Raw genomic sequence first — 26,587 nt, 5'->3', positions numbered from 1 at the left:
TGTCAAGTTATCGTTTCCTTAACGAATAATAGGCAATAATAGTACTCAACAACATTAAAAATCCTCCCAAAACAAAAGGCGAACCAGCAAATTGAAAAGGCGCTTCTTTGTGTGTAAAAAAGTAAAAAGTATTAGTCATCATTGGCGGACCAACAATGGCTGAAGCACTCATTAAGCTAGCCATTGTTCCTTGAATTTCACCTTGTTCATTCGCAGGAACTTTTTCAGAAATCACACTTTGTAGTGCAGGTCCAGAAATTCCACCAAGACAATAAGGAATTAAAAAAGCAAACATCATCCAGCTTTCGGATGCAATTGCAAATAAAAACATGCCTAGAGTATAAAGTATCAAACCAAAATAAATACTTTTTCGATTGCCTAATTTCGGGCTTGTCCACCGAATTAATCCACCTTGAACCAATCCAACTAAAAGTCCAATTGCACCAAGCGAAATCCCAACCATTTTTTCATCCCAATTGAATTTATAAATAGTAAAGAAACTCCAATTGCTATGAACAGCATGAGAACCAACATAAAGCAAGAATATGGCAAGCATTAATCCCAAAAGTTCAGGATGTTTTTTTAAATTTAAAAAAGCACCAATCGGATTAGCTCGTTTCCACTCAAAAGCTCTTCGATTTTTTTTAGATAACGATTCAGGAAGTATAAAATAACCATATAAGAAGTTTAAAAAACATAAAACTGCTGCGGCATAAAAAGGAACTCGTGAACCAAATTGACCTAACAAACCACCAATAACAGGTCCAATGATAAATCCTAATCCAAAAGCAGCACCAATCATCCCGAAGTTTTTGGCTCTATTTTCTGGTGTGCTAACATCTGCAATATAAGCCGAAGCCGTTGTAATGCTTGCACCAGTTAATCCTGCAATAATTCTACCTACAAACAACCACAATATAGTTGGTGCAAATGCTAGTAAAATATAATCCAAAGCAAATGCAAACAACGAAATTAAGATAATTGGTCGTCTGCCGTATTTGTCGCTTAGATTTCCAATTAATGGAGCAAAAATAAATTGGGTAAATGCATAAGCAAACGTTAGCCAACCACCATATTTTGCTGCTTCACTAACATCACCATTAATTAACTCTGAAATCAATTTTGGAATTACTGGAATAATAATTCCCCAACCCGTAATATCGATTAGCATCGTAATAAAAATAAATCCTATTGCGGCTTGTTTTTTGTTTTGCTTCATACATTAAAAATCAAACACAAAGAAAAGAAAAATCCCAAACTCTTTTGGAATTTGGGATTAGATTCTTCCTTCGTCAGAATGACAAAGTTGGTATTATAACTCCAATGCTTTTTTTACATTGTTATCCATTAATAATTCTTCTGGTTTTTCCAATGCTTCTTTCACAGCAACTAAGAAACCAACCGACTCACGTCCGTCAATAATTCTGTGGTCATAAGATAAAGCAACATACATCACTGGAGCAATAACGATTTGTCCATTTTTTACGATAGCTCTTTCTACAACATTGTGCATTCCTAAAATTCCAGATTGTGGTGGATTGATAATTGGTGTTGACAACATACTACCAAAAACACCACCATTTGAAATGGTAAATGTTCCGCCAGTCATTTCATCAACTGTAATTTGTCCATCGCGAGCACGCAAAGCCAAACGCTTGATTTCAGCTTCAACACCACGGAAGGATAGGGTTTCTGCACTTCGCATCACTGGAACCATCAAACCTTTTGGTCCAGAAACTGCTACAGAAATATCACAGAAATTATAAGATATTTTTTCTTGACCATCAATCATTGAGTTTACATCTGGATACAATTGTAATGCTCTTGTGACTGCTTTAGTAAAGAACGACATAAAACCCAAACCTAAACCATGTTTGGCTTTAAATTCTTCTTTATATTGTTCGCGTAAAGCATAAATTGCTGTCATGTCAACTTCATTAAAAGTAGTTAACATAGCGGTTTCATTTTTTGCAGAAACCAATCTTTCGGCAACTTTACGACGCAACATTGATAATTTTGTTCTTTCAGAACCACGATTTCCGCCAGTTGGCGTTCCCATTGATGGAACAGCGTTTACGGCATCATCTTTAGTTATTCTTCCACCTTTTCCAGTTCCAACGATATCGGTTGGTTGGATGTTTTTTTCGTCTAATATTTTTCTTGCAGCTGGAGATGGTGCTTGAGTAGCATATGTTTTTTCTGCAACTGGAGCAGCTTTTGGTGCTTCAACCTTTTTCTCTTCTACTTTTGCTTCTGCAACAGGTGCTGCTTCTGGTGCATCACCGCTTGGTTTTGCTGCCGATGTGTCGATTAGACAAACCACTGCGCCAACAGCAACTGCATCACCTTCTTCTGCTTTTAGCGTAATAATTCCGCTTGCTTCGGCTGGTAATTCAAGTGTAGCTTTGTCAGAATCAACTTCGGCAATGGCTTGATCTTTTTCTACATAATCGCCATCTTTTACTAACCATGTTGCGATTTCTACTTCTTTTATTGATTCGCCTGGTGAAGGCACTTTCATTTCTAAAATCATCCTTTTATAATTTTATAAGTATGTTATTATCTATATAAATTTTTATCAAAAACCATTTTTATTGCATCAGCATGACGTCTTCTATCTCTAGTGTGACTTCCTGCTGCTGGTGCTGCGTAGGCTTTTAGTGATGCTAATCTCCATTTTACTAAATCGAAATTCATCAACATGAAACTGTATGCGCCCATATTTTTTGGCTCTTCTTGTGCCCAAACAAAATCGTCTGCATTTGGATAACCAGCAATAATTTCTTTTAATTGTTCGGTTGGCAATGGAAATAATTGCTCGATACGAACCAAAGCTACATCATTTCTGCCTAAGTTTTCTCTTTCGGCTAAAATATCATAATAGAATTTTCCTGTACAGAAAACCACTGTTTTTACTTTTTTCTTATCAACTGAATTGTCATCGATTGTTTCTTGGAATTGACCATTTGCTAGTTCATCAACTGTTGAAACGCACAATGGATGACGGAGTAAACTTTTTGGTGAAAACACAACTAACGGTTTGCGGAATTTGGTTTTCATTTGTCTTCTTAACAAGTGGAAGAAGTTGGCTGGCGTTGTACAATCGGCTACATACATATTATGACGTGCGCAAAGTTGTAAATAACGTTCCATTCTAGCCGATGAATGTTCGGCACCTTGACCTTCGTATCCGTGAGGCAACAATAATACAATTCCGTTTTGGTTGTTCCATTTGTCTTCACCACATGAAATGTACTGGTCAATCATGATTTGAGCACCGTTGGAGAAATCTCCAAATTGCGCTTCCCAAATAGTTAATGCATTTGGATTGGTTAATGCGTAGCCATAATCAAAACCGAGTACGCCATATTCTGAAAGGAATGAGTTGAAAATATTGAATTTTCCTTTTTTGTCTTTTAGTGTATTTAGTAAAACTACTTCTTCTTCGCTGTCTTCTACTTTTACAACGGCATGACGATGGGAAAAAGTTCCTCTTTCTACGTCTTGTCCCGAAACACGAATGTCATAACCCTCGGTTAAAAGTGAGCCATAAGCTAATGTTTCGGCTGTTCCCCAATCTAATGTATTGTTGTCATAAATCGTTTTTCTATCGGAAACAATCTTAGAAATTTTGCTGATGAATTTTTTATCAGAAGGCAAAGTTGAAACGGTTTCGATGATTGCATCTAATTTCTTTCTGTCGAATTTAGTATCTACTTTTTTCAACATTTCATCATCAGAAACTTGAACAAATCCTTTCCATTCATCTTGCATGAAAGGTTTGATTATCGTTTTGTCTTTTTTGCGCGACTCTTGAAGATTTTCGTCTAGTTTGGCTTTGTAATCATTTTCGATTTTTGTCAAATAAGCAGCATCTACTATTCCATCAGTGATTAATTTTTCGGCATAAATTTCACGTGGATTTTTATGACGAGCAATGATTTTATATAAAACCGGTTGTGTAAAACGTGGTTCGTCACCTTCGTTGTGACCATATTTTCTGTAACCTAATAAATCGATAAATACATCACGACCAAATTCCATACGGAAATCCAATGCAAATAGCATCGCATGAACTACAGCTTCGGTATCATCAGCATTTACGTGAAGTATCGGTGATAGTGTTACTTTAGCAACATCAGTACAATAAGTTGAGGAACGAGCATCGAGATAATTGGTTGTAAATCCAACTTGATTATTGATTACAATATGAATAGTTCCACCTGTTTTGTATCCGTCAAGCTGAGCCATTTGAACAATCTCATAAACAATACCTTGTCCTGCAACGGCTGCATCACCATGAACGGCAATTGGTAATACTTTTGAAAAATCGTCTGGGAAATATTTGTCTTGCTTTGCTCTGGTAATTCCTTCAATAACAGCACCAACGGTCTCTAAATGCGATGGATTTGGTGCTAAATTGATGTTGATTTTTTTACCTGATTTTGTTTTTCTTTCGGCAGTTAAACCTAAGTGGTATTTAACATCGCCGTCAAAATATTCTTTGTCGTAATCTTTTCCGTCAAATTCAGAGAAAATGTCTTGCGTAGGTTTTCCAAAAATATTAGCCAAAGTATTTAAACGTCCACGATGTGCCATTCCCATAACGAAATGTTCTACACCTTTTTCAGCGGCAGCTTCAATTACAGAATCTAAAGCTGGAATTAAACTTTCGCCACCTTCAAGAGAAAAACGCTTTTGTCCAACATATTTTGTATGAAGAAAATTTTCAAAAGAAACAGCTTCATTTAGTTTGCCTAAAATGTGTTTCTTCTCTTCAGAGTTAAAACTTGGGAGATTATCGTTTACATTAATTTTTTCTTGAACCCAGTTTACAAAAATTGGGTTTTCCATGTGCATGTATTCGATACCAATGTGTTGGCAATACATGTTTTTCAAATGCTCAAGAATTTGTTTTAATGTTGATGGTTGTTTTCCGATAACTTTTGCAGCATCAAAAACAGTATCTAAATCAGCTGAAGTTAAGCCGAAATTTTCTAAATCTAAATTAGGCTCATACGTTCTTCTATCGCGAACAGGATTTGTTTTAGTAAACAAATGACCACGAGTTCTATAACCATCGATTAATTTGAGTACGTTGAATTCTTTTTGTAATTTACCAGAAACTAAATTGCAATCTTGACCATCAGAATCAGTTTTTGACATTTGAGCCAAAAATTGTTCCTCAGAAAACGTTTCCATTCCAAAGTCAAATCCTTGAAAGAAAGCTCTCCAACTTGGTTCTACACTGTCAGGATTCTGAGTATATTGTTCGTATAAATCGGCAAAAAATTGTGTGTGTGCTGCGTTTAAAAAGGAAAACCTATCCATAATTTTCGGTTAATCAACATTATGTTAAAAAAATAGTTTTGCAAAAGTATGACTTTTGTAATAATTTTTCAATCATTTTAGTATATTTATAACGTTAATACAATATATATTTCAATGAAAAAGAATGGTTTTCTTCGTTTGATAAAAACAGTTTTAATTATTGTTCTATTGTTTGCTTGGGAAACAAGTTTTTCACAAGAAGTTAATCAAGAAAAACAGAAAAGTGTTTTTTGGGAAAAAGTACAATTTGGCGGTGGATTTGGTCTTGGCTTTGGATCGGGATTTACTAATATATCAGTTGCTCCAAGTGCAATTTACAATGTGAATAAGTATTTTTCGGCAGGTTTAGGTCTTCAATATAGTTATTTAAAACAAAAAAATTTTTATTCTTCAAGTCAATATGGAGCAAGTTTGATTGGTTTGGTTAATCCTGTTGAAGAAATTCAGTTATCTGTAGAATTAGAACAACTTCGTGTAAATGTTAGTTATGATGAAACAAATTTTTCGGATGATTTTTGGAATACAGGATTGTTTCTTGGCGCAGGTTATCGAATGGAAAATGTAATTATTGGCGCACGATATAATGTTTTATTCAATGAAGATAAAAACGTTTATGGCGATGCGTTTATGCCGTTTGTTAGGGTTTTCTTTTGATCCATCGCGCCATCTGGCCTGTTCACTAAAAATGACTACTAGGCATTTTTTTAACGTTCCATCCTATTCCGAAACCAAACCTTCATCCATTCTCTTTTTAAAATCAAAAAAGAAACTTGTTCGGATAATTGCATTATATCAGTTCCATCCAGTTTTTTTACTTGATCTTCAGGAACATCAATGATGTACAGTAAGTTTAAATATTCAGCAAATTTGTACTGAATCAATCGATATATTTTTTCGTGAAGTTGAATTTTCAACTCGTTGGGCGAAGTGTTTTGTGGAAAATCGATTGCTTCATTGGCAAAATTGAAATCTTTATTAATTTGTTCAATCAGTTTTGAGTACAAGTTTTCTTTTTCGGCTTCCGAAAGTAAATTATCTGCTGATATTGGAACAATAAAATTAGACATTACGGTTCATTAATTTTTCACCAAAGGCTTTCAAAACTGTTTTTTTGTCAGCGCTAATTTGCATTTCTTCTAAGGTTTCAAATGCTTTAAAAGTATAATCTTGTATGGCTTTTTGAGTTGCTTCACTTGCACCAGTTTGGTTAAAAATTTCTTTCACCGAAGCAATTTTGTCGGTATTGTCGTTAGGCTGAATGGAAAACAAATGCAACAATTGTTCTTTAACTTCTGGCTTTGCAAATTCAATCGCTTTTAGGTATAAATACGTTTTTTTGTTCTCGATAATATCACCACCAACTTGTTTTCCAAAAGTTTCAGGATTGCCAAAAGCATCTAAGTAATCATCTTGTAATTGGAAAGCAATACCCAAATTCAGACCAAAATCATAAATCAAATTTTTATTTTCTTCTGAAGTTTCGGCTACAATTGCACCCATTTTCATTGCTGCTCCAACCAAAACTGCCGTTTTGTATTCTATCATTTTCAAATATTCAGGAATCGATACATCATCACGAGTTTCAAAATCAACATCATATTGTTGACCTTCGCAAACTTCCAAAGCTGTTTTACTAAACAATTTGGCTAATTCTCGAAATGTTTTTGGCTCATAATTTTCAAAAAATTGGTACGCCAAAATAAGCATCGCATCGCCTGAAAGGATTCCAGTATTGATATTCCATTTTTCGTGTACTGTTTCGTTTCCTCTTCTCAATGGCGCATCGTCCATTATATCGTCATGGATTAAAGAGAAATTATGAAAAACTTCTACTGCTGTGGCAGCATCGAGTGCTTTTTTGCACTCAACATCAAAAATTTCAGAAGTCAATAAGGTTAAAACTGGACGCAGTCTTTTGCCACCAAGTGAGAGGATATATTCTATCGGTTCGTAAAGATTTTTTGGTTCTTTTTGAAGCGATAAAGTTTCGAAATGGGAAGAAATTATTCCCTGATAATATGAAATGCTTTGCATTGCTTTATTTTTTGCTAAAGTAAGTCAAAAACATAATTTATCAAATAATAACAAAATGTTAAAAAAATGTAAATACTTAGGAAACTATTTTAGTATTAAAAGTTTCCTATTTACTTTTGCAAAAAAAATTACAACATTAAAATACAATTACAATGACTATAACTGAATGGAATTTAAATACTAGCCAATCAGATTTTATGATTAGAGCTAGAAATTCAATCATAGCTTATTTGGATAGTTCCTTCAACCAACTTACAAGTTCAATAGCTATTGAAAATAACCAACTTGTAAATGCTAACGTTGAATTTGTTTTGGATGTAAACAAAAAAGAAGGGAAATTGGAACATATTGATGCCAATGTAAAATTGAAAGATTTTATTAATTTAAGTCAATATCCTTATGTGAGTTTTAAATCTACTTCGTTTGAAAAAGTGAATAACGACATCAATTTTGTGAAAGGTAACTTAACCATAAACAACATCACTAAAATAGTTGAGCTTGATGCTAAAATTGTTGAACTTGAAACAAATCCTGCGTCTTCAAAAGTTTTAGTTGAGATTATTGGAGAAATTAATCGTCAAGATTTTGGTTTGTATTCTAACTCAAATCTTGAAAACAATGGTTTGTTAATCGGCTCAAATATTAACATAACTGCCAATTTAGAATTCGAAACTAATAATTAAAATCATGAAAAAACAAATAGTAGTTATTGGTGGTGGATTTGCAGGATTGAATTTTGCAAAAGCTTTTTATAATAGTGACGCATTTGAAGTTACACTTGTTGACAAATTAAATTATAATTTTTTTCCACCTCTATTATATCAAGTAGCAACTGGTTTTTTAGAAACATCATCAATAAGTTATCCGTTTAGAAAAATGCTTTCGGGTTCTAAAATTCGATTTTGGATGGGCGAATTGGAAGAAATTATTTCCAACGAAAGCAAAATTATTCTCAATAATGGCGAATTGAACTACGACTATTTAGTGATTGCTACAGGTACTGTTACCAATTATTTTGGAATGGAAAATGTGAAGAAAAATGCCATTCCAATGAAAACCCTAGAAGATGCGTTGAACATGAGAAATAGTATGTTGCAACGAATTGAAATCGCTTCTAATTCTTTAGATTTAAAAGAACAAGAAGAGTTAATGACAATTGTTGTTGCTGGTGGCGGACCAACTGGTGTGGAACTTTCGGGAATGTTTGCCGAAATGAGCAAAACGATTATCCATAAAGAATACCCAGAACTTTCACATGTTAAAAATGCTAAAATTTACTTGGTTGATGGCGGAGATTCATTGTTAGCACCAATGAGTAAGAATTCGCAAGAAGAAACATTAAAACAAATTAAAAAATTGGGTGTTGAAGTTTTACTCAACAAGCAAGTGGTTGATTATGATGGTCAAACGGTTAGTTTTAAAGATGGTTCAACGATACGAACTCGAAATTTAATTTGGGCTGCAGGTGTTACGGCAATGCGTTTTAAAGGATTGTCAGACGAAATGTTTGGAAGAAGTAATCGTTTATTAGTTGATGAATTCAATAAAGTTATCGGAACAGAAAATATTTTTGCTATTGGTGATACTGCCTTTATGGAAAGTGATAAAAATTTTCCAAATGGTCATCCACAAGTTGCACAACCTGCAATGCAACAAGGAAAAAATCTAGCCAAAAACCTGATTTTAGCGTTGGCCAATAAAACTCAAAAACCTTTTCAGTACAATGATAAAGGATCGATGGCAATTATTGGACGCAATAAAGCAGTAGTTGATTTGCCAAAACCTAAAGTTCATTTTAAAGGATTTTTAGCTTGGTTAGCTTGGCTGTTTGTTCATTTAATGTCGTTGTCTATGCCAAGAAACAAAGTTAATACACTATATCATTGGGCTTTAGCTTATTTTTCTAAAAATTCATCACTGAGAATGATTATTAGACCTGAGAAAAAAATTAAGTTATAAATTAATAATAAATCGTGTGTTAAATTTACGTTAATACTATGGAAACTATTTTAGTATTTAAAGTTTCCGTTTTACATTTGCACCGAAAATTTCAACAAGATTATGAAAGAGAAAATCATCAAAAAAGCTACAGATATGTTTTTGAAATTAGGTTTCAAAAGTGTAACGATGGATGATATTGCTTGCGAAATGTGTATTTCAAAAAAAACTATTTACAAGTATTTTAGCAATAAAGAAAGGTTAATTGAAGAAGGAACAGAAGTAGTCCATCAAAAAATTCACGCTATGATGGATGAAATTGTTGGGAAAAATTTTAACGCCATTGAGGAAAACTTTCAAATGCGTGAAATGTTCAAAGAAATGTTTCAATCCTTTGACCAATCTCCAGCATATCAATTGAAAAAGCATTATCCTGAGATTTATGAGAAAATGATGTGCAATGAAATAGAAGATTGTAGTCAAATGTTCCGACAAAATATTGAAAAAGGAATAACACAAGGTTTGTACAGAAAAGAAACCGATGTTGAGGCAGCAGTAAAATTTTATTACACACTCATATTCTCTATTAATGAAAACACCATGATGGAAAAAGATGCCTACGAACTTGAAGCCAAAGCACTCGAATATCACACCAGAGCAATAGCTACAAAAGAAGGAATTACAGAACTCGAAAAACAATTAAAAAACCATAATTTATAATCATCAATGAAAAACAAAATAATATTAACCTTTCTCTTACTTGTGAGTGTTTTACAAGCTCAAGAACAAAAACAAAACTATTCGTTTAGTTTAAAGCAAGCCATTGAACACGCTATTCAAAACAATTATGCTGCCATTCGTGCTTCAAAAGACATTGATGCAGCAAAACAGAAAAAATGGGAAACAACTGCTGCTGGTTTGCCACAAATTAGTGCAAGTTTAGACTATCAAAACAATTTTGAATTACAAAAATCAGTTGTTCCTGCTGAGTTTTTTGGTGGGAATCCTGGTGAATTTGCTGAGGTTGCCTTCGGAACACGACACAACATGGTTGCTAATGGAAGATTGAGCCAACTTATTTTTGATGGTTCTTATATTGTAGCACTTCAAGCTTCAAAAACGTATTTGAAGTATTATGAAAACGCTAAGCAAAAAACCAATACCGAAATTCGCGAAATGGTAATCAATGCCTATGGGAATGTACTTTTAGCAGAAGAAAGCATTGCTATTCTTGAAAAAAATAAAGCAACTTTATCTAAAACACTTTCAGACACAGAGGAAACTTATAAAAATGGTTTAATCGAAGAAGAAAATGTAGAGCAACTTCAAATTACGTTGGCAACTATCAATAGTAATTTGAATAATACCAAGCGTTTATTAGATGTAGCAACAAAAATGCTTAAATATTCTTTAGGAATTAATCTAGATTCTGAATTGAAGCTAACAGATAAACTTGATAATTTATCGTTATCCAATTTAGATATTGCTTTTGGTTCAACTGAATTCTCGGTTTCAAATAACATCGATTATTTAATGGCAAGTAATTTTGAAGAACAACGCTCATTAGAATTAAAGTTGCAAAAAAGCAAAGCTTTACCATCATTGGCAGCTAATGTGAACTTTGGTTATAATGCTTTCAACGATCAGTTTGCTTTTTTTACTCAAAACCAAAAATGGTTGAATTATTCCAACTTAGGAGTAAGTTTAAATGTACCTATTTTTAGCAGTTTCGGTCGAAAAGCCAAAACACAACAAGCTAAAATTGCTTTAGACCAAGCTAAAATTCAGTTGACTGAAGTGGAGCAACAATTACAACTTCAATACGAAAAAGCCAAAAGCGAATTTGAATTCAGTATTGAAGAATATGCTACGGCAAAAAGCAATTTGAATTTAGCTGAACGTATTGAAAAAAAGCAACAAATAAAATTCACTGAAGGTTTGTCGTCCAGTTTTGACTTTAGCGAAGCCCAAAGACAATTGTATTCGGCTCAACAAAATTATTTACAATCAATGGTGAACATCATCAATAAAAAAGCCACTTTAGAAAAGATAATTAATAAAAACTAACCTAAAATATAATGAAAAAAATAATATTACTTTCCGTTTTATCACTCATGCTTTTCGCTTGTGGAAAAGGTGAAAAAGAACAATCAATCGATAGTTTAATAAGTTCAAAAAATGTAAAAGCACTTCAGGAAAAGAAAGTTGCTTTGCAAGCTGAAATTGCTACCATTGAAGAAGCATTAGCTACTTTGGATGTAAAAGTAGATGAAGCTCTTGTTGGCGTTACAACTGTAAAAGATACCGTTTTCAATCACTATCTTGAAGTGCAAGGAAATGTTGATACCAAAGAAAATATAGTTGTTCAACCGGAATATAGCGGAACATTAACTTCGTTAACCGTTAAAGCTGGACAACGTGTTTCAAAAGGTCAAATCCTTGGTCGTGTTGACGATGCTGGAATGAGCCAACAATTAGCAAGTGCCGAAAATCAATATCAATTGGCAAAAACAACTTACGAAAGACAAAAAAATCTTTGGGACAAAAAAATTGGTTCTGAAATTCAATATTTACAAGCACAAACCCAAATGGTTTCGGCTCAAAAAGCAGTTTCACAAATCAAAGCTCAATTGTCCAAAACCGTAATTCGTGCACCATTTTCTGGAACAATTGATGAGGTTTTTGTAGAAAAAGGCGAAGTTGTAGCTCCAAGCGCACAAGGTTTGATGCGAATTGTGAATTTAGGAAACATGTATGTGTCAACCACAATTCCTGAAAGCTATATAGGAAAACTGAAAATTGGTGACCAAGTAGATGTTTTTCTAACTTCTTTAGGTAAAACTTACAAAGGAAAAGTACGTCAAGTGGGAAGTTTTATCAATCCAAACAATAGAAGTTTTGGCATTGAAGTAAGTGTTCCAAATCCAGAAAATTTGTTACGTCCAAATCAAGTAGCAAAACTAAAAATTATTGACTATGTTAGTAAAGATGCTATTGTGGTTCCAACTGGAGTAATCCAAGAAGATGCTAATCATGATCAATTTGTTTTTGTAGTTGACGGAAGTAATGGTAAAACAGGAAAAGCTAAAAAAGTATTGGTAAAAACTGGAAAATCATCTGATAATGTAACTGAAATTTTAAGCGGATTATCTACAAATGATGTAATCGTAACGGATGGCGTTAACAACATTTCAGAAGGAATGAAATTGAATTTTTAGTTTATAAGTTGATGTGTTTATAAGTTTAAAAGTAGAATAATGAAAGTATTTAGTTTTGAAAAACTTATTGCCTGGCAGAAATCACGTGAATTGGCATTGGAAATTTTTAAAATAACGAAGCATTTTCCAAAAGACGAACTTTTTGGAATGACTAGTCAAATGAGAAGATGTACAGTTTCCATTGCTTCAAATCTTGCCGAAGGTTCAGGAAGAAGTTCAATGAAGGATAAAGCTAGATTTACAGAAATAGCTTTTGGTTCAGCTTTAGAATTATTAAATCAAGTAATATTATCATTTGACTTTGAATACATTGAAGAGAAAAAATATATTGAAATTAGAGAGAAAATAACAGAGGTGACTTTGTTAATTGATGGATTGCATAAATCTCAATTACCAAAATGATTTGCTTATAAACTAATAAACAAATAACCTCATAAACCAAAATATATGTCACACCAAAATAAAGAATTCGGTATATCGAGTTGGGCTGTAGATAACAGAGTTACTGTTTACATCTTCACCTTTCTTATTGTTGTTACAGGTTTAATTGCCTATGTCACGATGCCACGTGAGGATTTCCCTGAAATCATCGAAAATAAAATTTACATATCGTCTGTATTTCCTGGAAATTCAGCTGAGGATGTTGAGAAATTAATTATCAAACCACTTGAAAAGGAGTTTAAAAACATCAGTGGAATTGAAAAAATCACTGCTAGTGCTTTTCAAGATTATGGGATGATTATCGCTGAGTTCTCGGATAAAGTATCTGTTGAACAAGCGAAAGTAAAAATTAAAGATAAAGTTGATGTTGTAAAAGCCGATACCGATTGGCCTAATCTTGACAACGGAAGTAAAGTTGAACCAAGTGTTTTCGACTTAAACATTTCGGAAGAAGTGCCAATTTTGAATATCAACTTAAAAGGAAATTACACGACACAACAGCTAAAAAAATACGGAGAAAAACTTGAAGACGACATTGAGGAAATTCCCGAAGTAAAACAAGTTGACATTTTGGGTGTTGATGATAAAGAGGTTGAAATTGCAGTTGATATTTTCAAAATGACGGCAGCTCAAGTTTCTTTTGACGACATTCAAAATGCTGTGAAGTATGAGAACATGACGCTTTCGGGAGGAAATTTAACGTCTCAAGGTTCAAGAAACAACATTAGAATTGTTGGAGAGATTAAGGATCCGAAAGAACTAGAAAATGTTATTGTAAAATCTTTCGGAGGAACAGTTTATTTAAAAGATATTGCTACAGTTTCGTTTAAAGAAAAAGAAAAAACCACTTATGCCCGCGAAAAAGGAAAAGAAGTAGTGATGCTCAACGTGAAAAAACGTTCGGGACAAAACATGATTTCTGCCATTGAGCAAGTGAAGGAAAAAATCGAATTGGCTCAAGAAACTTATTTGCCAAAAGATTTAAAACTAGACTTAACAAACGATCAATCTTCACGAGTTGAACACCAAGTTGATGAATTGTCCAACCACATTATTTTTGGTATTATCCTAGTAATGATTGTGTTGATGTTCACCATGGGATTGCGAAATTCATTATTTGTTGGAGCGGCAATTCCACTTTCGATGTTGATGGCGTTTAGTATTCTTTCGGCATTCGGAATGACGTTGAATACTATGGTTTTGTTCGGATTAGTAATGGGATTAGGAATGCTTGTGGATGACGGAATTGTGGTAGTCGACAATGTATTTGCCAATATGCAAAAAGGAATGTCGCGCGTTCAAGCTTCAAAAATTGGTATTGGCGAAATCGCTTGGCCAGTAATTTCATCAACCGCAACTACATTAATGGCGTTTCTACCGTTTGCACTTTGGCCTGGAACAATGGGTAAATTCATGATTTATTTCCCAGTAACACTTTCGGTAACTCTTGGAGCATCTTTATTTGTGGCGATGATTATCAACGCCGCAATGACTGGTGGTTCGATGGATATTGAAGATAGAAACGTAACCAAAAAATCAGCCAAAATGTATTCTATCATTTTTGGAATAGTAGCGATTATTTTCATCATCATTGGAAACGTAAACGATTCGAAAGCAGCTAGAGGAATTGGTCACTTAGCTCTGATTTCATTAGGATTAATGTGGCTTTATAAATGGAAATTATACAAATGGACACAAGATTTCCAACATGGATTTTTCCCAAAAATGGAAGAAAAATACAAACGCTTCTTAACCAAAATATTAACAGGTAGAAATGCTTGGTATGCTTTAGTTGGTATCATTGGAATGTTGTTCTTATCCTTTATTCTGCTTGGAGTTTTCCCAAGAAAAGTATTGTTCTTCCCTGATAATATTCCAAATCAAGCCATTGTTTACATCGAATATCCACAAGGAACTGATATTGAAAAAACGAATAAGGCAACCTTATTTGTAGAAAAGCAAGTTATCGCTATTTTGGAAAAATATGTAGATGAAAATAATAAAGAGGAAAACTACATCGCAGAAAGTATCGTTTCGCAAGTTGGCGTTGGTGCTGGAAATCCAAATGTAGATGCTGGTTCCGCTTCTGAAACGCCTTTTAAAGGAAAAGTAACCGTTAGTTTTACCGAATTTAAACTTCGTCGAGGTGTAAATACTTCTGATATTTTGGAAGAAATTCGCGGAAAAGTAAAAGGAATTGCTGGAGCAACTGTTACGGTTGAAAAAGATGCAAATGGTCCGCCAGCGGGTTATCCAATCAGTGTTCAGTTAACCGGAACGGATTATGATCAAATGATTAAAGAAGCTGATAAAATGATTGGTTTTATCAATGCTAAAAACATTCCTGGTATTGAACGATTAAGCGTTGATGTAAACAAGCAAAGTCCTGAATTGGAAGTGCTTGTAGATAGAGTAAATGCAGGAAGTGTTGGTGTTTCTACAGGTCAATTAGGATTTAATCTTCGCCGTTCGGTTTATGGTCAAGAAATTTCAACTTATAAAGAAGGTGATGACGATTACAACATCATTGTGAGAATGCAAGAAGACCAACGAAAAAATGAAAACATTTTGTTCAATCAATCGTTGACTTTTAGAAACCAAAATAATGGTCAGATGATGCAAGTGCCTATTTCGGCAGTTTCTGAAACGCAAAAAACGACAACCTATAACCAAATCAAGAGAAAGAATTACAAACGTATTATGACCGTTTACTCTAACGTGATTACAGGTTATAATGCTGATGAAATTACCAAGCAAATTGCATCTGAATTAAAAGGATATGAATTGCCAAAAGGAATTACGTATTCGTTTTCAGGAGTTCAAGAAGAACAAGGGAAAAACCAAAGTTTCTTGTTGTATGCTTTATTCTTAGCTATGGCTGGAATTACCATCATCATCGTGTTGCAGTTCAACTCAATTTCAAAAACTGTAGTGATTTTGTTTACGGTATTGTTGAGTTTTAGTGGTGTTTTCTATGGATATGTAATTGCCAATATGGATTTCGTAATCTTAATGACGATGATGGGAATTATTTCACTCGCCGGAATTGTGGTGAAAAACGGTATCGTTTTGATGGATTTCTTCGTATTGCTTCTAGACCAAAAAGTGAGAGAGAAAAACCTAGAAAGCCATGATGATTTGACTATTGATGAAATCAAAGACATCATTGTTGAAAGTGGTAAAAACCGTTTACGTCCAGTATTGTTAACTGCTTTAACTGCTGTTTTAGGATTAATTCCTTTAGCAATTGGTCTCAACTTTGACTTCTTTGGTTTAGTAACCGATTTAAATCCACACTTATATATTGGTGGTGACAACGTAATATTTTGGGGTCCATTGGCTTGGACAATTATTTTTGGATTGACTTATGCAACTATTCTAACCTTAGTAATGGTTCCAGTAATGTTCTTCCTAGTAAAAAGAACCAAATATTTCCTTCGCGATAGAAGAGAAAAACGAAAAGCGATTGAAGCTTAATTTTAGTTATTGGTTAAACAAAAAAGGAACTCAAATTTGAGTTCCTTTTTTATTGAATTAAATAATGTTTTATTTGTTTACAACAGCATCTTCTTTCCAAGATTTAATCTTTTCTATTCTGCTTTTTGAATAATCTACTTCACTTAATGATTTGTCATTCCAAAAAAGCCATTTTCCAGATTTTTCTCCGTTACTATATTCCCCAATAGATTTTTTATTTCCATTTTCATCATAAGAAACCCATTGACCTTCTAATTTTCCTTCTTTAAAGAAACCTTGTTGCTGAATTTTACCATTTTCATAATAGTATGTTGCTTTCACCAAGTTACCTTCTTGCTCTAAAATTGGTTTTATTTCTTGTGCAAATGCAAATCCTGAAAACACAAATGAGCTTAGTATTAATATCTTTTTCATGGTTGTAGGTTTTAATTATTAATAAACTATATAACAAATGTATTTAATTAGTTTACAATAAAAAAACTTTTACTTAACAATTTCGTAACATTGAGAAAAACTTAACATTGGAAAATAAAAAACCTTGCAATTTGCAAGGTTTTTTATATTAAGATTAGAAAAATTATTTAACCAATTTATCCAATTGTTCTTTTAGCTTTGGACTTGAAGGTCTTGCAGCATCAGCATCTACAACAATTCCATTCGGATCAATTAAGATAAATCTCGGTATAGAGTTAATTCCATAGGCTTTCAAAAAATCAGATTCCCAATTTTTGTCAGCAAATAGCTGAATTCCACCAAGCTGTTTTTCATTTACAAAAGATTTCCATTTTTCATAGTCTTTTTGAACATCAGCAGAAATACTAACAAATTCAATATTCTTATCGTGATATTTTGCTTCTATTTCTTTTAGAAATGGAATTTCAGCTCTACATGGTCCACACCAAGTTGCCCAAACATCAATGTAAACATATTTCCCTTTTAAACTTTCCAAAGAGGTTTTTCCACCTTTATGATTTTCAAAGTCAAAATTTGGTGATTTGGTATTGTTTAATTTTTTATTTCCAGAGATTTGAGTGTAATATTGTTTTAGCCCTAAAATTCCTCCTTCAATTCCTTTTTTATTTAAATCTACAAAGATTGGATCTAAACCTGCTTTTTCTAATCTATTCAAATCAGCGGTTTTTTTCTCATCAATTGCTTTATTAAATGCAGATTCATCTAATGCTAGTATCGCGTCAAAATTGAATTTTTCATCTGCAAGAGCAGATTCTGCAAGGAAATTATTCTCTTTGGAACCATTACCTGAAAATTTAATCGTTTCGTCAAATTGAGCGGCATCCATTGTCATTTTTAAATCAAAACCTGGTTTTAAAAACAATTGAGCACTTTCTGCACCATCAAATAATTGATAAACACCTTCTTTAATTGGGAAAGTTGCTTTAAAGATTCCTTTTTCGTCAATTTTTATTTCATGAACAATAATTCGTTTGTTTTTAATGAATAAAATGTCTCCATTTTTGTTTGTAATTTTTGCTTCAAATGTCATATTTTCTTGAGCAAACGATATAGTTGAAACTAAAATTAGCACTAAAAAGCTAAGCGATTTTTTCATGTTTTTTTATCTTAAAATTATAAAAATCAAATATACTTTTTTTATTATTTATATTTTAAAGATTAACATATAATTTCAACTCAGTGAATCGTTAATTTATTAGTTTTTGTTTTTTACTTTTGCACCCGAGACCAAAGGTCGATTTGTAAGTAATAAAAAAATATTCCAAATGTATAGAAGTCATAATTGTGGTGAATTAAACGCCTCACATATTAATCAAGAAGTTACACTTGCTGGTTGGGTTCAAAAATCAAGAGATAAAGGATTCATGAATTGGGTTGATTTACGCGACCGTTATGGAATTACACAATTGTTATTTGACGAAAGTCGATCTGAAAAGTCAGTATTCGAATTGGCTAAAACATTGGGAAGAGAATTTGTAGTTCAAGTTAAAGGAACTGTTATTGAGCGTGAAGCCAAAAATAAAAACATGGCTACGGGTGAAATTGAAATTCTAGTAAAAGAAATGACAATTCTAAACGCAGCTTTAACTCCGCCATTTACAATTGAAGATGAAACTGACGGCGGCGAAGACATTAGAATGAAATACCGGTACTTAGATATCAGAAGAAATCCGGTAAAAAATTCATTGCTTTTTCGTCATAAAGTGGCGATGGAAGTTCGTAAATATTTATCAGATTTAGATTTCTGTGAAGTTGAAACTCCTTATTTAATCAAGTCAACTCCAGAAGGCGCAAGAGATTTCGTAGTTCCAAGTAGAATGAACGAAGGTCAGTTTTATGCCTTGCCACAATCGCCACAAACATTCAAGCAATTATTGATGGTTGGCGGAATGGATAAATATTTTCAAATAGTAAAATGTTTCCGTGACGAAGATTTACGTGCCGATAGACAACCGGAGTTTACACAAATCGATTGCGAAATGGCATTTGTAGAACAAGAAGATATTCTAAATGTATTTGAAGGATTAACGCGTCATTTACTAAAAGAAATAAAAGGTATTGAAGTAGAAAAATTCCCAAGAATTACCTACGATTATGCCATGAAAACTTACGGAAACGACAAACCAGATATCCGTTTTGATATGAAATTTGGTGAGTTAAACGAAGTTGCTCAACATAAAGATTTTCCAGTTTTCAATGCAGCAGAATTGGTGGTCGGAATTGCCGCTCCAAATTGTGCAGCATACACAAGAAAAGAAATCGATGCTTTAATTGACTGGGTAAAGCGTCCACAAGTTGGTGCTTCTGTAATGGTTTATGTAAAATGTGAAGCCGACGGAACTTATAAATCATCTGTAGATAAATTTTATAATCAAGAAGATTTTAAGAAATGGGCAGAAATTACTGGCGCCAAGGCTGGAGACATGATTTTTGTACTTTCTGGTCCAGCCGATAAAACTCGTGCTCAACTTTCTGCTTTAAGAATGGAATTAGCAACAAGACTTGGATTGAGAAATCCAGCTGAATTTGCTCCATTATGGGTTGTAGATTTTCCATTATTAGAATTGGATGAAGAATCTGGAAGATGGCACGCAATGCACCATCCATTTACATCTCCAAAACCAGAAGACATGGAATTGTTAGCGACTAATCCAGGAAAAGTTCGTGCCAATGCTTACGATATGGTTTTGAACGGAAACGAAATTGGTGGAGGTTCTATCAGAATTCACGATAAAGCTACACAACAATTAATGTTCAAATATTTAGGATTTACCGAAGAAGAAGCAAGAAATCAATTCGGATTCTTGATGGATGCTTTCCAATTTGGCGCACCACCACACGGTGGTTTAGCATTTGGTTTAGACCGATTAGTAGCTATTCTTGGAGGTCAAGAAACGATTCGTGATTTTATCGCCTTTCCAAAAAACAATTCAGGAAGAGATGTAATGATCGACGCGCCATCTGTGATTGATGAAGCACAATTGAACGAATTGCATATAAAACTTAAATAAAATATTATGAGGAAAATCTACGTTTTAATCTGTTGTTGTTTTTTGTCAATCTTTTCATTTTCTCAAAATGCGGGTGAATTGTTTACAGAATTTGGAACCAATGGAAAAGTAAATACTAACATTGGTCAAGCAGATTATACTGTAGTTAGCCAATTTATACAAAATGATGGTAAAATCTTGATTTTTGGAAATATTGAAAATCGTGAAATTAGCGAAACTTTTGTATTAAGATTAAATGCTGATGGTTCTTTAGATACAAGTTTTGATACCGATGGAAAATTAGAATTGGATCAAATGGAGTTTGCTGTTAAAGTTCTGACACAATCTGATGGGAAAATACTTTTAGGTGGAAATGTTGAAGGAAATCCAGTCTTTATGCGATTATTAGCTAATGGTGAGTTAGATTCTACCTTTGGTAACAATGGTTTAATCAACGAAACTGGTACAAATTTCGATAGAGGTCTTAATGATTTTGCTATACAAAGTGACGGTAAAATTCTAGCTTTGTCTAATTTTAATAGCGGTTCACAAGATTATAGAGTTTTACGATACAATACCAATGGTTTGGCAGATACATCTTTTGGAAATAATGGAAGTATTACAACGGATATTGGTAATACCGAATTTTCGAAATGTATAATTTTACAACCTGATGGAAAATTTCTTGTTGGTGGTACAACATTAATATCTTCTATTCCAAACATATTTATTGCTCGATACAATTCGAATGGAACATTAGATAATAGTTTTAACTCAAATGGACGACGAGTTTTTAGTTATACATTGATAAATAATTTTTTCAATTTAGATATCCAAAGTGATGGCAAAATTGTGTTTGTTTTTTCAAATTATACTTCATCAGTACCAAGAATAAATGTTGTCCGACTTAATTCAAACAGTTCTCTAGACACAACATTTGCAACAAATGGAATAATTGCAAATACTGCTCCAAATAATTTTGGAAATGGAATTGCAAAATTTAAAATTCTAAGTGAGGGTAAATTTTTAATAGTTTGTAATACATCACCAGTTGTAAATGGTAATTCAAATAACAATATTTTAATACATCGTCTCAATTCCAATGGGAGTTTAGATACTACTCTAAACGGAAATGGATTTTTAGAATACTCTTATTTTTCATATAATGATGTTGCTCGCGATTTTTCAACAATTGGAAACCAAGTTTTGATTACAGGAAATACCGAAGAAACATTATTGCTTAATAAAATAGCTATTTCAAAAATAAACAATAATGGTAGTTTTGACAATACCTTTAATGTTGATGGAAGATTGTTTTATTTTTTTTCAAAATTTGCTTACGACGAATCAACATGTTCTGTAAAACAAAATGACGGTAAAGTTATACTTGCTGGAATTAGTCATGTTAATGGTAATGAAGTTTTATCTGCTTGTCGATATAATATAGATGGAAGCATTGATACAACTTTTGGTTCAAATGGTTTTTTTACCTATAATAACCTTTTTTCAGATACAGTAAAAGGAATAAAGGTGGACTCTAATGGGAAAATTGTAATTGTTTCTGGACAAACTTTTATCAAGCTACTTCGTTTAAATAGTAACGGAACTGTCGATACAACTTTTGGAACAAATGGTTTTGCAAACTTTAATTCATCTTCATTTTCAAGTGGAAATGATTTAAAAATATTAAATGATAACTCCATTTTAGTTGTTGGTACTACTACAACAAATACTGGTCAAAGTTTAACAACTGATTTCTTTTTGGCAAAAGTGGATAACAATGGAAACCTAGTTCAATCCTTTGGAACAAACGGTTCAACTACACTAACATCAACTGCAAATTTCGATGAGTTATTAAAAGTAGATACTTTATCCGATGGAAAAATTATTACAATCGGAACATTTCAAAATACAAATGGTAATGCGGATATTGTTGTTTTCAAATGTAATGCTAATGGTTCTTTAGACACAAGTTTCAATACTACTGGAATCTTTACAATTGGAATACCCAACTCAGCTGATTCTCCAGTAAGTCTTGCTATACAAAGCGATGATAAAATAATGATAGCCGACAATTATAATAATTTATCAAACTCGTTGCTTTTCAGGCTTAATCCAAATGGTTCTTTGGATACTACATTTGATATAGATGGTATTATATACTTAGATCCAACAAAAATTAGTTATACATCCTCAATTCTTCCGATTATTAATAACAAATTTATAATTTCAGGTACTTTAGGAGCGGAAGACAATGATTTTATTGTGGCAAAATTTAACAATAATGGTTCAGTTGACAACGGTTTTGGTAGTAATGGCTATTCAAGTGTCGATTTCTTTAACAATTACGATTTACCTTCAAATGTATTAATTTCAAACGATAACAACATAATACTAACTGGAGTTACCATAGTAAATAATGAAACCTTTGATTTTGCGATATGTAAGTTATATTTAGAAAATGAGCTGTCTAATAACGACATTATTAATAAACCTGTTTCATTATTTTACCCAAATCCAGCCACTGATATTATCTACTTATCAGATGATGTTAAAGATGTTGAAATAGTTAACATTCAAGGTAAAAAAATAAACTCTATAATCAATCATAATACAATTCAACTTGATCATTTAGAAACTGGAATTTATATATTGCAAATGAAGTTAGAAAATGGAACTACGATTAATCAAAAATTAATCAGAAAATAAATTTGACAACAAAAAAAACACTTTATTGAAAATCATTTAATTACAAACATAAATCATTATATTTTTTTTATAAAATTTAGATGTTTTTTGTTTGTTATGTCACAATAAAATTTATCTTTGAACATTATTAATTATTTTTTATTACAAAAATGCGCACAGGCAAAGTAAAATTTTTTAATGAATCCAAAGGTTATGGATTTATTACAGACGATGAAACAGGAAAAGATATTTTCGTTCACGCTACTGGAGTTAAAGGTGGTTCGTTAAACGAAGGTGATAGCGTTTCATACGAAGAAGAAGAGGGAAGAAAAGGTAAAGTAGCTGCTCAAGTAGAAGCTATCGAAGACTAATATATATTATTTTTTGATTACCTGACAAATCAAGCGTTCCATAATTGGGACGCTTTTTTTATTCGTTATAACTGTTATTTAAATTCGTTTTAAATAAACACTTTTTTAACTATAAATAACAAACGTTTAAGGTTTGTTTCTTGTGTTTTCAATATTGCGATGTATATTTGTAACTATTTTAATTTTGAGCAAATTTTAAGGTTATGCAATCAAATCAATTAGACTATTTACCTATACTTATGCAAATGCTTTTAGCAGTTGGATTTGTTGTTGGAACCATTATTATATCAGGCTATTTAGGCCCAAAAAGAAGTTCAAAGAACAAAGATAAAAACTTTGAATGTGGTATTGAATCTGTTGGAAATGCTAGAATCCCGTTTTCAGTAAAATATTTTCTAGTGGCTATTCTTTTTGTGCTTTTTGATGTTGAGGTTATCTTTCTATATCCATGGGCAGTTAATTTTAAAGATTTAGGAGTAGAAGGAATGATTAAAATGGTCATTTTTATGTCGCTTTTATTGATTGGATTCTTTTATATCATCAAAAAGAAAGCGCTAGATTGGGAATAAATTAATTACGAAATTTTAATTACACGTTATAAATGAGTGATTCTAAAATAAACATGGTTGCTCCACCAGAAGGAGTTGTTGGCGAAGGGTTTTTTGCTACAAAATTAAACGACGTTGTTGGAATGGCGCGTGCTAATTCACTTTGGCCATTACCATTTGCAACATCATGTTGTGGTATTGAGTTTATGGCAACAATGGCTTCACATTATGATTTAGCGCGTTTTGGTTCTGAAAGAGTAAGTTTTTCTCCACGCCAAGCCGATATGCTAATGGTAATGGGAACAATTTCCAAAAAAATGGCACCTATTTTACGTCAAGTTTATGAACAAATGTCAGAACCTCGTTGGGTAATTGCTGTTGGTGCTTGTGCAAGTTCAGGAGGAGTTTTTGATACTTATTCTGTACTGCAAGGAATTGATAAAGTAATCCCAGTTGATGTTTATGTTCCTGGTTGTCCCCCAAGACCTGAACAAATTGTTGACGGTGTTATGCAATTGCAAGAACTAGTTAGAAACGAATCCGTAAGAAGAAGAAATTCTCCTGAATACAAAGAATTGTTAGCATCATATAACTTATAATATGGCATTAGAAACAATCACAATACAAGAAAGAATAATTGAAAAGTTTGGAAATTCAGCTTCCAATTTTGGAATGCAAAAAGATATTTTCTGCTTTGAGATTACTCCAGATAAAGTCTATGAAGTAATTCAGTTTTTAAAAACAGAATCCGAATTAAACTTTCATTTCCTAACTGATTTAGCCGGAATTCATTATCCAGATAATGATATTAATGAGCAATTCGCCGTTAGTTATCAATTGCACAATTGGATTGAAAATGTTAGAATTCGTGTCAAAACTTTTTTAAATGGCGAAAATCCTGAAACAAAATCTATAATTGATTTATTTCAATGCTCGAATTGGATGGAAAGAGAAGCTTGGGATTTTTATGGAATAAATTTCATTGGTCATCCACAGTTGAAACGAATTTTAAATATGGATGAAATGATTTCACATCCAATGAGAAAAGAATTCCCAATGGAAGATAGCGGAAGAACTGACAAAGACGATAGATTTTTTGGAAGAACAAGCTTAATTAAAAATTAAAAATTAAGAATTACAAATAGAAGTAATTCTAATTTAAAAACATAAAACTAATTGTCCAATTGCGGTTAAAATAATTTTTAATTCGTAATTCGTAATTCGTAATTAATATATGTCAGACTTATTGTTATCACCAGAGCATCGATATGCTAAAGAAATAGAAAAGAAACGCAACGAAGATGGAAGCGAACTTTCGGTATTAAATTTAGGGCCAACGCATCCAGCTACTCATGGAATTTTCCAAAACATTCTATTAATGGATGGTGAGCGTATTCTTGATGCCGAACCAACAATCGGTTACATTCACCGCGCTTTTGAAAAAATTGCCGAAAATCGTCCTTTTTATCAAATCAATGTTTTGACAGACCGAATGAACTATTGTTCTTCGCCTATCAATAACATGGCTTGGTGGATGACAGTAGAAAAATTATTAAATATTGAAGTGCCAAAACGCGCTCAATATTTAAGAGTAATTGTAATGGAATTGGCTCGTATTGCAGATCATTTAATTTGTAATTCTATCCTTGGAGTGGACACTGGTGCTTATACAGGTTTTCTTTATGTATTTCAATTCAGAGAAAAAATCTATGAAATCTACGAAGAAATTTGTGGAGCTCGATTAACAACCAACATGGGAAGAATTGGTGGTTTCGAAAGAGAATGGTCTGACGAAGCTTTCAAAAAATTAGACGTTTTCTTAACTGATTTCCCAATTGCTTGGAAAGAATTTGAAAATCTTTTTGAAAGAAACAGAATTTTTATTGATAGAACAGTAAATGTTGGTCCAATTTCGGCTGAAAGAGCTATGGATTATGGATTTACAGGTCCAAATCTTCGTGCGGCTGGTATCGATTATGACGTTAGAAAAGCACAACCATATTCATCTTATGAAGATTTTGAGTTTGATGTTCCAGTTGGAAAATCTGGTGATACTTATGACAGATTTTGTGTGAGAAATGCTGAAGTTTGGGAAAGTTTGAAAATCATTCGACAAGCAGTAGACAAATTACCAAAAGGTCCAATTCATGCTGATGTTCCCGATTATTATCTTCCACCAAAAGAAGATGTGTATAATAATATGGAAAGTTTAATTTATCATTTCAAAATTGTGATGGGCGAAGTTCCAGTTCCAGTAGCGGAAATTTATCACGCAGTTGAAGGTGGAAATGGCGAATTAGGTTTCTACTTAATAACCGACGGAAGCAGAACACCTTATCGATTAAAAATGAGAAGACCTTGCTTTATCTACTACCAAGCTTATACTGAAATGATTAAAGGCGGAATGTTATCAGATGCCATCGTAATATTGTCAAGTTTGAATGTAATAGCAGGAGAATTAGACGCATAGAAATTATGAACTAAGAATTTAGAATTCAGAATGACCTTCTACTTTCTAAATTCAAATTTCTAAATTAGAAAAAAATGGAAAGATCACACATAAAACAAGAGATAAACATAACCGAATCGTTGATGAACCGCATCAATGAATTGATTAGTCACTATCCTGAAGGCAAACAAAAATCGGCTTTATTACCTGTTTTGCACGAAGTTCAAGATGCTCATGACAATTGGTTGAGTATTGAATTGCAAAATAAAGTAGCTGAAATTCTCGGAATTCAACGAATTGAAGTATATGAAGTGGTTACTTTTTATACCATGTTCAATCAGCGACCAATTGGAAAATTTATGTTTGAGTTCTGTCAAACTTCTCCTTGTTGCCAAAACGGAGTGGAAGATTTAATGGATTACACTTGTTCTAAATTAGGTGTAAAAGTTGGCGAACCAACAGCTGATGGACAATTTGAAGTTCGTGGCGTTGAATGTCTTGGTGCTTGTGGTTATGCGCCAATGATGCAATTGGGCGATTTCTACCAAGAGCATTTGACCAAAGAAAAAATCGATCAGTTAATTACTGATTGCAAAGACGGAAAAATCACTTTACACGATAAATAGTA

23 protein-coding genes are annotated in these 26,587 nt (G+C 32.8%); 16 read left to right on the top strand and 7 right to left on the bottom strand.

Features of this window, described 5'->3' with window-relative positions; translation table 11 throughout:
* Positions 1 to 7: 7 nt before the first annotated feature.
* From BC748_RS09855 to BC748_RS09845, 3 genes are all read right to left on the bottom strand, one after another.
* Positions 8 to 1,219, bottom strand: a complete 1,212-nt coding sequence (locus BC748_RS09855; protein WP_133533321.1) for a TCR/Tet family MFS transporter — start codon at positions 1,217 to 1,219, stop codon at positions 8 to 10.
* A gap of 93 nt (positions 1,220 to 1,312) precedes the next feature.
* Positions 1,313 to 2,533, bottom strand: coding sequence for a 2-oxoglutarate dehydrogenase complex dihydrolipoyllysine-residue succinyltransferase (gene odhB / locus BC748_RS09850; protein ID WP_133533320.1), 1,221 nt, complete (start codon positions 2,531 to 2,533; stop codon positions 1,313 to 1,315).
* A gap of 26 nt (positions 2,534 to 2,559) precedes the next feature.
* Positions 2,560 to 5,331 (bottom strand): 2-oxoglutarate dehydrogenase E1 component, encoded by a 2,772-nt coding sequence (locus tag BC748_RS09845; RefSeq protein ID WP_133533319.1) that lies wholly within the window; start codon positions 5,329 to 5,331, stop codon positions 2,560 to 2,562.
* Between the two features lie 114 nt (positions 5,332 to 5,445).
* Here BC748_RS09845 and BC748_RS09840 point away from each other — a divergent pair, with 114 nt between their 5' ends.
* Positions 5,446 to 5,985 carry a hypothetical protein gene (locus BC748_RS09840; RefSeq protein WP_133533318.1) on the top strand — a complete coding sequence of 180 codons (540 nt, stop codon included), beginning with the start codon at positions 5,446 to 5,448 and terminating at the stop codon, positions 5,983 to 5,985.
* 50 nt (positions 5,986 to 6,035) lie between these two features.
* Here BC748_RS09840 and BC748_RS09835 read toward each other — a convergent pair whose 3' ends face one another.
* Positions 6,036 to 6,398: a hypothetical protein gene (locus BC748_RS09835; RefSeq protein ID WP_133533317.1), complete on the bottom strand. Its 363-nt coding sequence runs from the start codon at positions 6,396 to 6,398 to the stop codon at positions 6,036 to 6,038.
* Positions 6,391 to 7,365, bottom strand: coding sequence for a polyprenyl synthetase family protein (locus BC748_RS09830; RefSeq protein WP_133533316.1), 975 nt, complete (start codon positions 7,363 to 7,365; stop codon positions 6,391 to 6,393). The genes BC748_RS09835 and BC748_RS09830 overlap by 8 nt, the downstream gene beginning before the upstream one ends.
* A 152-nt stretch (positions 7,366 to 7,517) precedes the next feature.
* Between BC748_RS09830 and BC748_RS09825 the strand changes: the two genes are divergently transcribed.
* The 7 genes from BC748_RS09825 (at position 7,518) to BC748_RS09795 (ending at position 16,439) form a co-directional block, all read left to right on the top strand.
* The gene (locus BC748_RS09825) at positions 7,518 to 8,048 is read left to right on the top strand and encodes a YceI family protein (protein ID WP_133533315.1); all 531 of its coding nucleotides are present in this window, start codon (positions 7,518 to 7,520) and stop codon (positions 8,046 to 8,048) included.
* 4 nt (positions 8,049 to 8,052) lie between these two features.
* Positions 8,053 to 9,324 carry an NAD(P)/FAD-dependent oxidoreductase gene (locus BC748_RS09820; protein WP_133533314.1) on the top strand — a complete coding sequence of 424 codons (1,272 nt, stop codon included), beginning with the start codon at positions 8,053 to 8,055 and terminating at the stop codon, positions 9,322 to 9,324.
* A 102-nt stretch (positions 9,325 to 9,426) separates the two neighbouring features.
* Positions 9,427 to 10,023 carry a TetR/AcrR family transcriptional regulator gene (locus BC748_RS09815; RefSeq protein ID WP_133533313.1) on the top strand — a complete coding sequence of 199 codons (597 nt, stop codon included), beginning with the start codon at positions 9,427 to 9,429 and terminating at the stop codon, positions 10,021 to 10,023.
* A 6-nt stretch (positions 10,024 to 10,029) separates the two neighbouring features.
* Complete coding sequence (locus BC748_RS09810) at positions 10,030 to 11,370, top strand: TolC family protein (RefSeq protein ID WP_133533312.1); 1,341 nt, start codon at positions 10,030 to 10,032, stop codon at positions 11,368 to 11,370.
* 11 nt (positions 11,371 to 11,381) lie between these two features.
* On the top strand, positions 11,382 to 12,521 hold the full coding sequence (locus BC748_RS09805; protein ID WP_133533311.1) for an efflux RND transporter periplasmic adaptor subunit: 1,140 nt from the start codon (positions 11,382 to 11,384) through the stop codon (positions 12,519 to 12,521).
* Positions 12,522 to 12,560: 39 nt separating this feature from the next.
* Positions 12,561 to 12,923 (top strand): four helix bundle protein, encoded by a 363-nt coding sequence (locus tag BC748_RS09800; RefSeq protein ID WP_133533310.1) that lies wholly within the window; start codon positions 12,561 to 12,563, stop codon positions 12,921 to 12,923.
* Between the two features lie 45 nt (positions 12,924 to 12,968).
* Entirely contained in the window at positions 12,969 to 16,439 is a 3,471-nt protein-coding gene (locus BC748_RS09795; protein WP_133533309.1) for an efflux RND transporter permease subunit, read from the top strand.
* Positions 16,440 to 16,508: 69 nt separating this feature from the next.
* Here BC748_RS09795 and BC748_RS09790 read toward each other — a convergent pair whose 3' ends face one another.
* The gene (locus tag BC748_RS09790) at positions 16,509 to 16,853 is read right to left on the bottom strand and encodes a toxin-antitoxin system YwqK family antitoxin (RefSeq protein ID WP_133533308.1); all 345 of its coding nucleotides are present in this window, start codon (positions 16,851 to 16,853) and stop codon (positions 16,509 to 16,511) included.
* A gap of 163 nt (positions 16,854 to 17,016) precedes the next feature.
* Positions 17,017 to 18,009, bottom strand: a complete 993-nt coding sequence (locus BC748_RS09785) for a TlpA family protein disulfide reductase (RefSeq protein ID WP_133533307.1) — start codon at positions 18,007 to 18,009, stop codon at positions 17,017 to 17,019.
* Between the two features lie 169 nt (positions 18,010 to 18,178).
* Here BC748_RS09785 and aspS point away from each other — a divergent pair, with 169 nt between their 5' ends.
* The 8 genes from aspS (at position 18,179) to BC748_RS09745 (ending at position 26,585) form a co-directional block, all read left to right on the top strand.
* Complete coding sequence (gene aspS, locus BC748_RS09780; protein WP_133533306.1) at positions 18,179 to 19,924, top strand: aspartate--tRNA ligase; 1,746 nt, start codon at positions 18,179 to 18,181, stop codon at positions 19,922 to 19,924.
* A 6-nt stretch (positions 19,925 to 19,930) separates the two neighbouring features.
* Complete coding sequence (locus BC748_RS09775; protein WP_133533305.1) at positions 19,931 to 22,612, top strand: T9SS type A sorting domain-containing protein; 2,682 nt, start codon at positions 19,931 to 19,933, stop codon at positions 22,610 to 22,612.
* A gap of 149 nt (positions 22,613 to 22,761) precedes the next feature.
* Positions 22,762 to 22,962 carry a cold-shock protein gene (locus BC748_RS09770; RefSeq protein WP_133533304.1) on the top strand — a complete coding sequence of 67 codons (201 nt, stop codon included), beginning with the start codon at positions 22,762 to 22,764 and terminating at the stop codon, positions 22,960 to 22,962.
* A 203-nt stretch (positions 22,963 to 23,165) separates the two neighbouring features.
* Positions 23,166 to 23,531 (top strand): NADH-quinone oxidoreductase subunit A, encoded by a 366-nt coding sequence (locus BC748_RS09765; RefSeq protein ID WP_133533303.1) that lies wholly within the window; start codon positions 23,166 to 23,168, stop codon positions 23,529 to 23,531.
* Positions 23,532 to 23,563: 32 nt separating this feature from the next.
* Positions 23,564 to 24,109 carry an NADH-quinone oxidoreductase subunit B gene (locus tag BC748_RS09760; protein WP_133533302.1) on the top strand — a complete coding sequence of 182 codons (546 nt, stop codon included), beginning with the start codon at positions 23,564 to 23,566 and terminating at the stop codon, positions 24,107 to 24,109.
* A gap of 1 nt (position 24,110) precedes the next feature.
* On the top strand, positions 24,111 to 24,635 hold the full coding sequence (locus tag BC748_RS09755; RefSeq protein WP_133533301.1) for an NADH-quinone oxidoreductase subunit C: 525 nt from the start codon (positions 24,111 to 24,113) through the stop codon (positions 24,633 to 24,635).
* 109 nt (positions 24,636 to 24,744) lie between these two features.
* On the top strand, positions 24,745 to 25,980 hold the full coding sequence (gene nuoD / locus BC748_RS09750; protein ID WP_133533300.1) for an NADH dehydrogenase (quinone) subunit D: 1,236 nt from the start codon (positions 24,745 to 24,747) through the stop codon (positions 25,978 to 25,980).
* A gap of 74 nt (positions 25,981 to 26,054) precedes the next feature.
* Complete coding sequence (locus BC748_RS09745; RefSeq protein WP_133533299.1) at positions 26,055 to 26,585, top strand: complex I 24 kDa subunit family protein; 531 nt, start codon at positions 26,055 to 26,057, stop codon at positions 26,583 to 26,585.
* Positions 26,586 to 26,587: the final 2 nt, after the last annotated feature.

It is taken from the genome of Flavobacterium dankookense (genome assembly GCF_004362665.1).
Classification (GTDB): Bacteria; Bacteroidota; Bacteroidia; order Flavobacteriales; family Flavobacteriaceae; genus Flavobacterium; species Flavobacterium dankookense.
Note: the sequence above shows the minus strand (reverse complement) of the source record. Positions and strands in the feature narration are given on the sequence as shown.

Bases quoted from the DNA above. Each gene is read 5' to 3' on its own strand.
- aspS (WP_133533306.1), top strand. From the start codon at position 18,179: ATGTATAGAAGTCATAATTGTGGTGAATTAAACGCCTCACATATTAAT.
- BC748_RS09755 (WP_133533301.1), top strand. From the start codon at position 24,111: ATGGCATTAGAAACAATCACAATACAAGAAAGAATAATTGAAAAGTTT.
- BC748_RS09840 (WP_133533318.1), top strand. From the start codon at position 5,446: ATGAAAAAGAATGGTTTTCTTCGTTTGATAAAAACAGTTTTAATTATT.
- BC748_RS09830 (WP_133533316.1), bottom strand. From the start codon at position 7,365: ATGCAAAGCATTTCATATTATCAGGGAATAATTTCTTCCCATTTCGAA.
- BC748_RS09765 (WP_133533303.1), top strand. From the start codon at position 23,166: ATGCAATCAAATCAATTAGACTATTTACCTATACTTATGCAAATGCTT.
- BC748_RS09820 (WP_133533314.1), top strand. From the start codon at position 8,053: ATGAAAAAACAAATAGTAGTTATTGGTGGTGGATTTGCAGGATTGAAT.
- BC748_RS09770 (WP_133533304.1), top strand. From the start codon at position 22,762: ATGCGCACAGGCAAAGTAAAATTTTTTAATGAATCCAAAGGTTATGGA.
- BC748_RS09810 (WP_133533312.1), top strand. From the start codon at position 10,030: ATGAAAAACAAAATAATATTAACCTTTCTCTTACTTGTGAGTGTTTTA.
- BC748_RS09805 (WP_133533311.1), top strand. From the start codon at position 11,382: ATGAAAAAAATAATATTACTTTCCGTTTTATCACTCATGCTTTTCGCT.
- BC748_RS09745 (WP_133533299.1), top strand. From the start codon at position 26,055: ATGGAAAGATCACACATAAAACAAGAGATAAACATAACCGAATCGTTG.
- BC748_RS09855 (WP_133533321.1), bottom strand. From the start codon at position 1,219: ATGAAGCAAAACAAAAAACAAGCCGCAATAGGATTTATTTTTATTACG.
- odhB (WP_133533320.1), bottom strand. From the start codon at position 2,533: ATGATTTTAGAAATGAAAGTGCCTTCACCAGGCGAATCAATAAAAGAA.
- BC748_RS09835 (WP_133533317.1), bottom strand. From the start codon at position 6,398: ATGTCTAATTTTATTGTTCCAATATCAGCAGATAATTTACTTTCGGAA.
- BC748_RS09760 (WP_133533302.1), top strand. From the start codon at position 23,564: ATGAGTGATTCTAAAATAAACATGGTTGCTCCACCAGAAGGAGTTGTT.
- BC748_RS09800 (WP_133533310.1), top strand. From the start codon at position 12,561: ATGAAAGTATTTAGTTTTGAAAAACTTATTGCCTGGCAGAAATCACGT.
- BC748_RS09785 (WP_133533307.1), bottom strand. From the start codon at position 18,009: ATGAAAAAATCGCTTAGCTTTTTAGTGCTAATTTTAGTTTCAACTATA.
- BC748_RS09825 (WP_133533315.1), top strand. From the start codon at position 7,518: ATGACTATAACTGAATGGAATTTAAATACTAGCCAATCAGATTTTATG.
- BC748_RS09775 (WP_133533305.1), top strand. From the start codon at position 19,931: ATGAGGAAAATCTACGTTTTAATCTGTTGTTGTTTTTTGTCAATCTTT.
- BC748_RS09790 (WP_133533308.1), bottom strand. From the start codon at position 16,853: ATGAAAAAGATATTAATACTAAGCTCATTTGTGTTTTCAGGATTTGCA.
- BC748_RS09795 (WP_133533309.1), top strand. From the start codon at position 12,969: ATGTCACACCAAAATAAAGAATTCGGTATATCGAGTTGGGCTGTAGAT.
- BC748_RS09845 (WP_133533319.1), bottom strand. From the start codon at position 5,331: ATGGATAGGTTTTCCTTTTTAAACGCAGCACACACACAATTTTTTGCC.
- BC748_RS09815 (WP_133533313.1), top strand. From the start codon at position 9,427: ATGAAAGAGAAAATCATCAAAAAAGCTACAGATATGTTTTTGAAATTA.
- nuoD (WP_133533300.1), top strand. From the start codon at position 24,745: ATGTCAGACTTATTGTTATCACCAGAGCATCGATATGCTAAAGAAATA.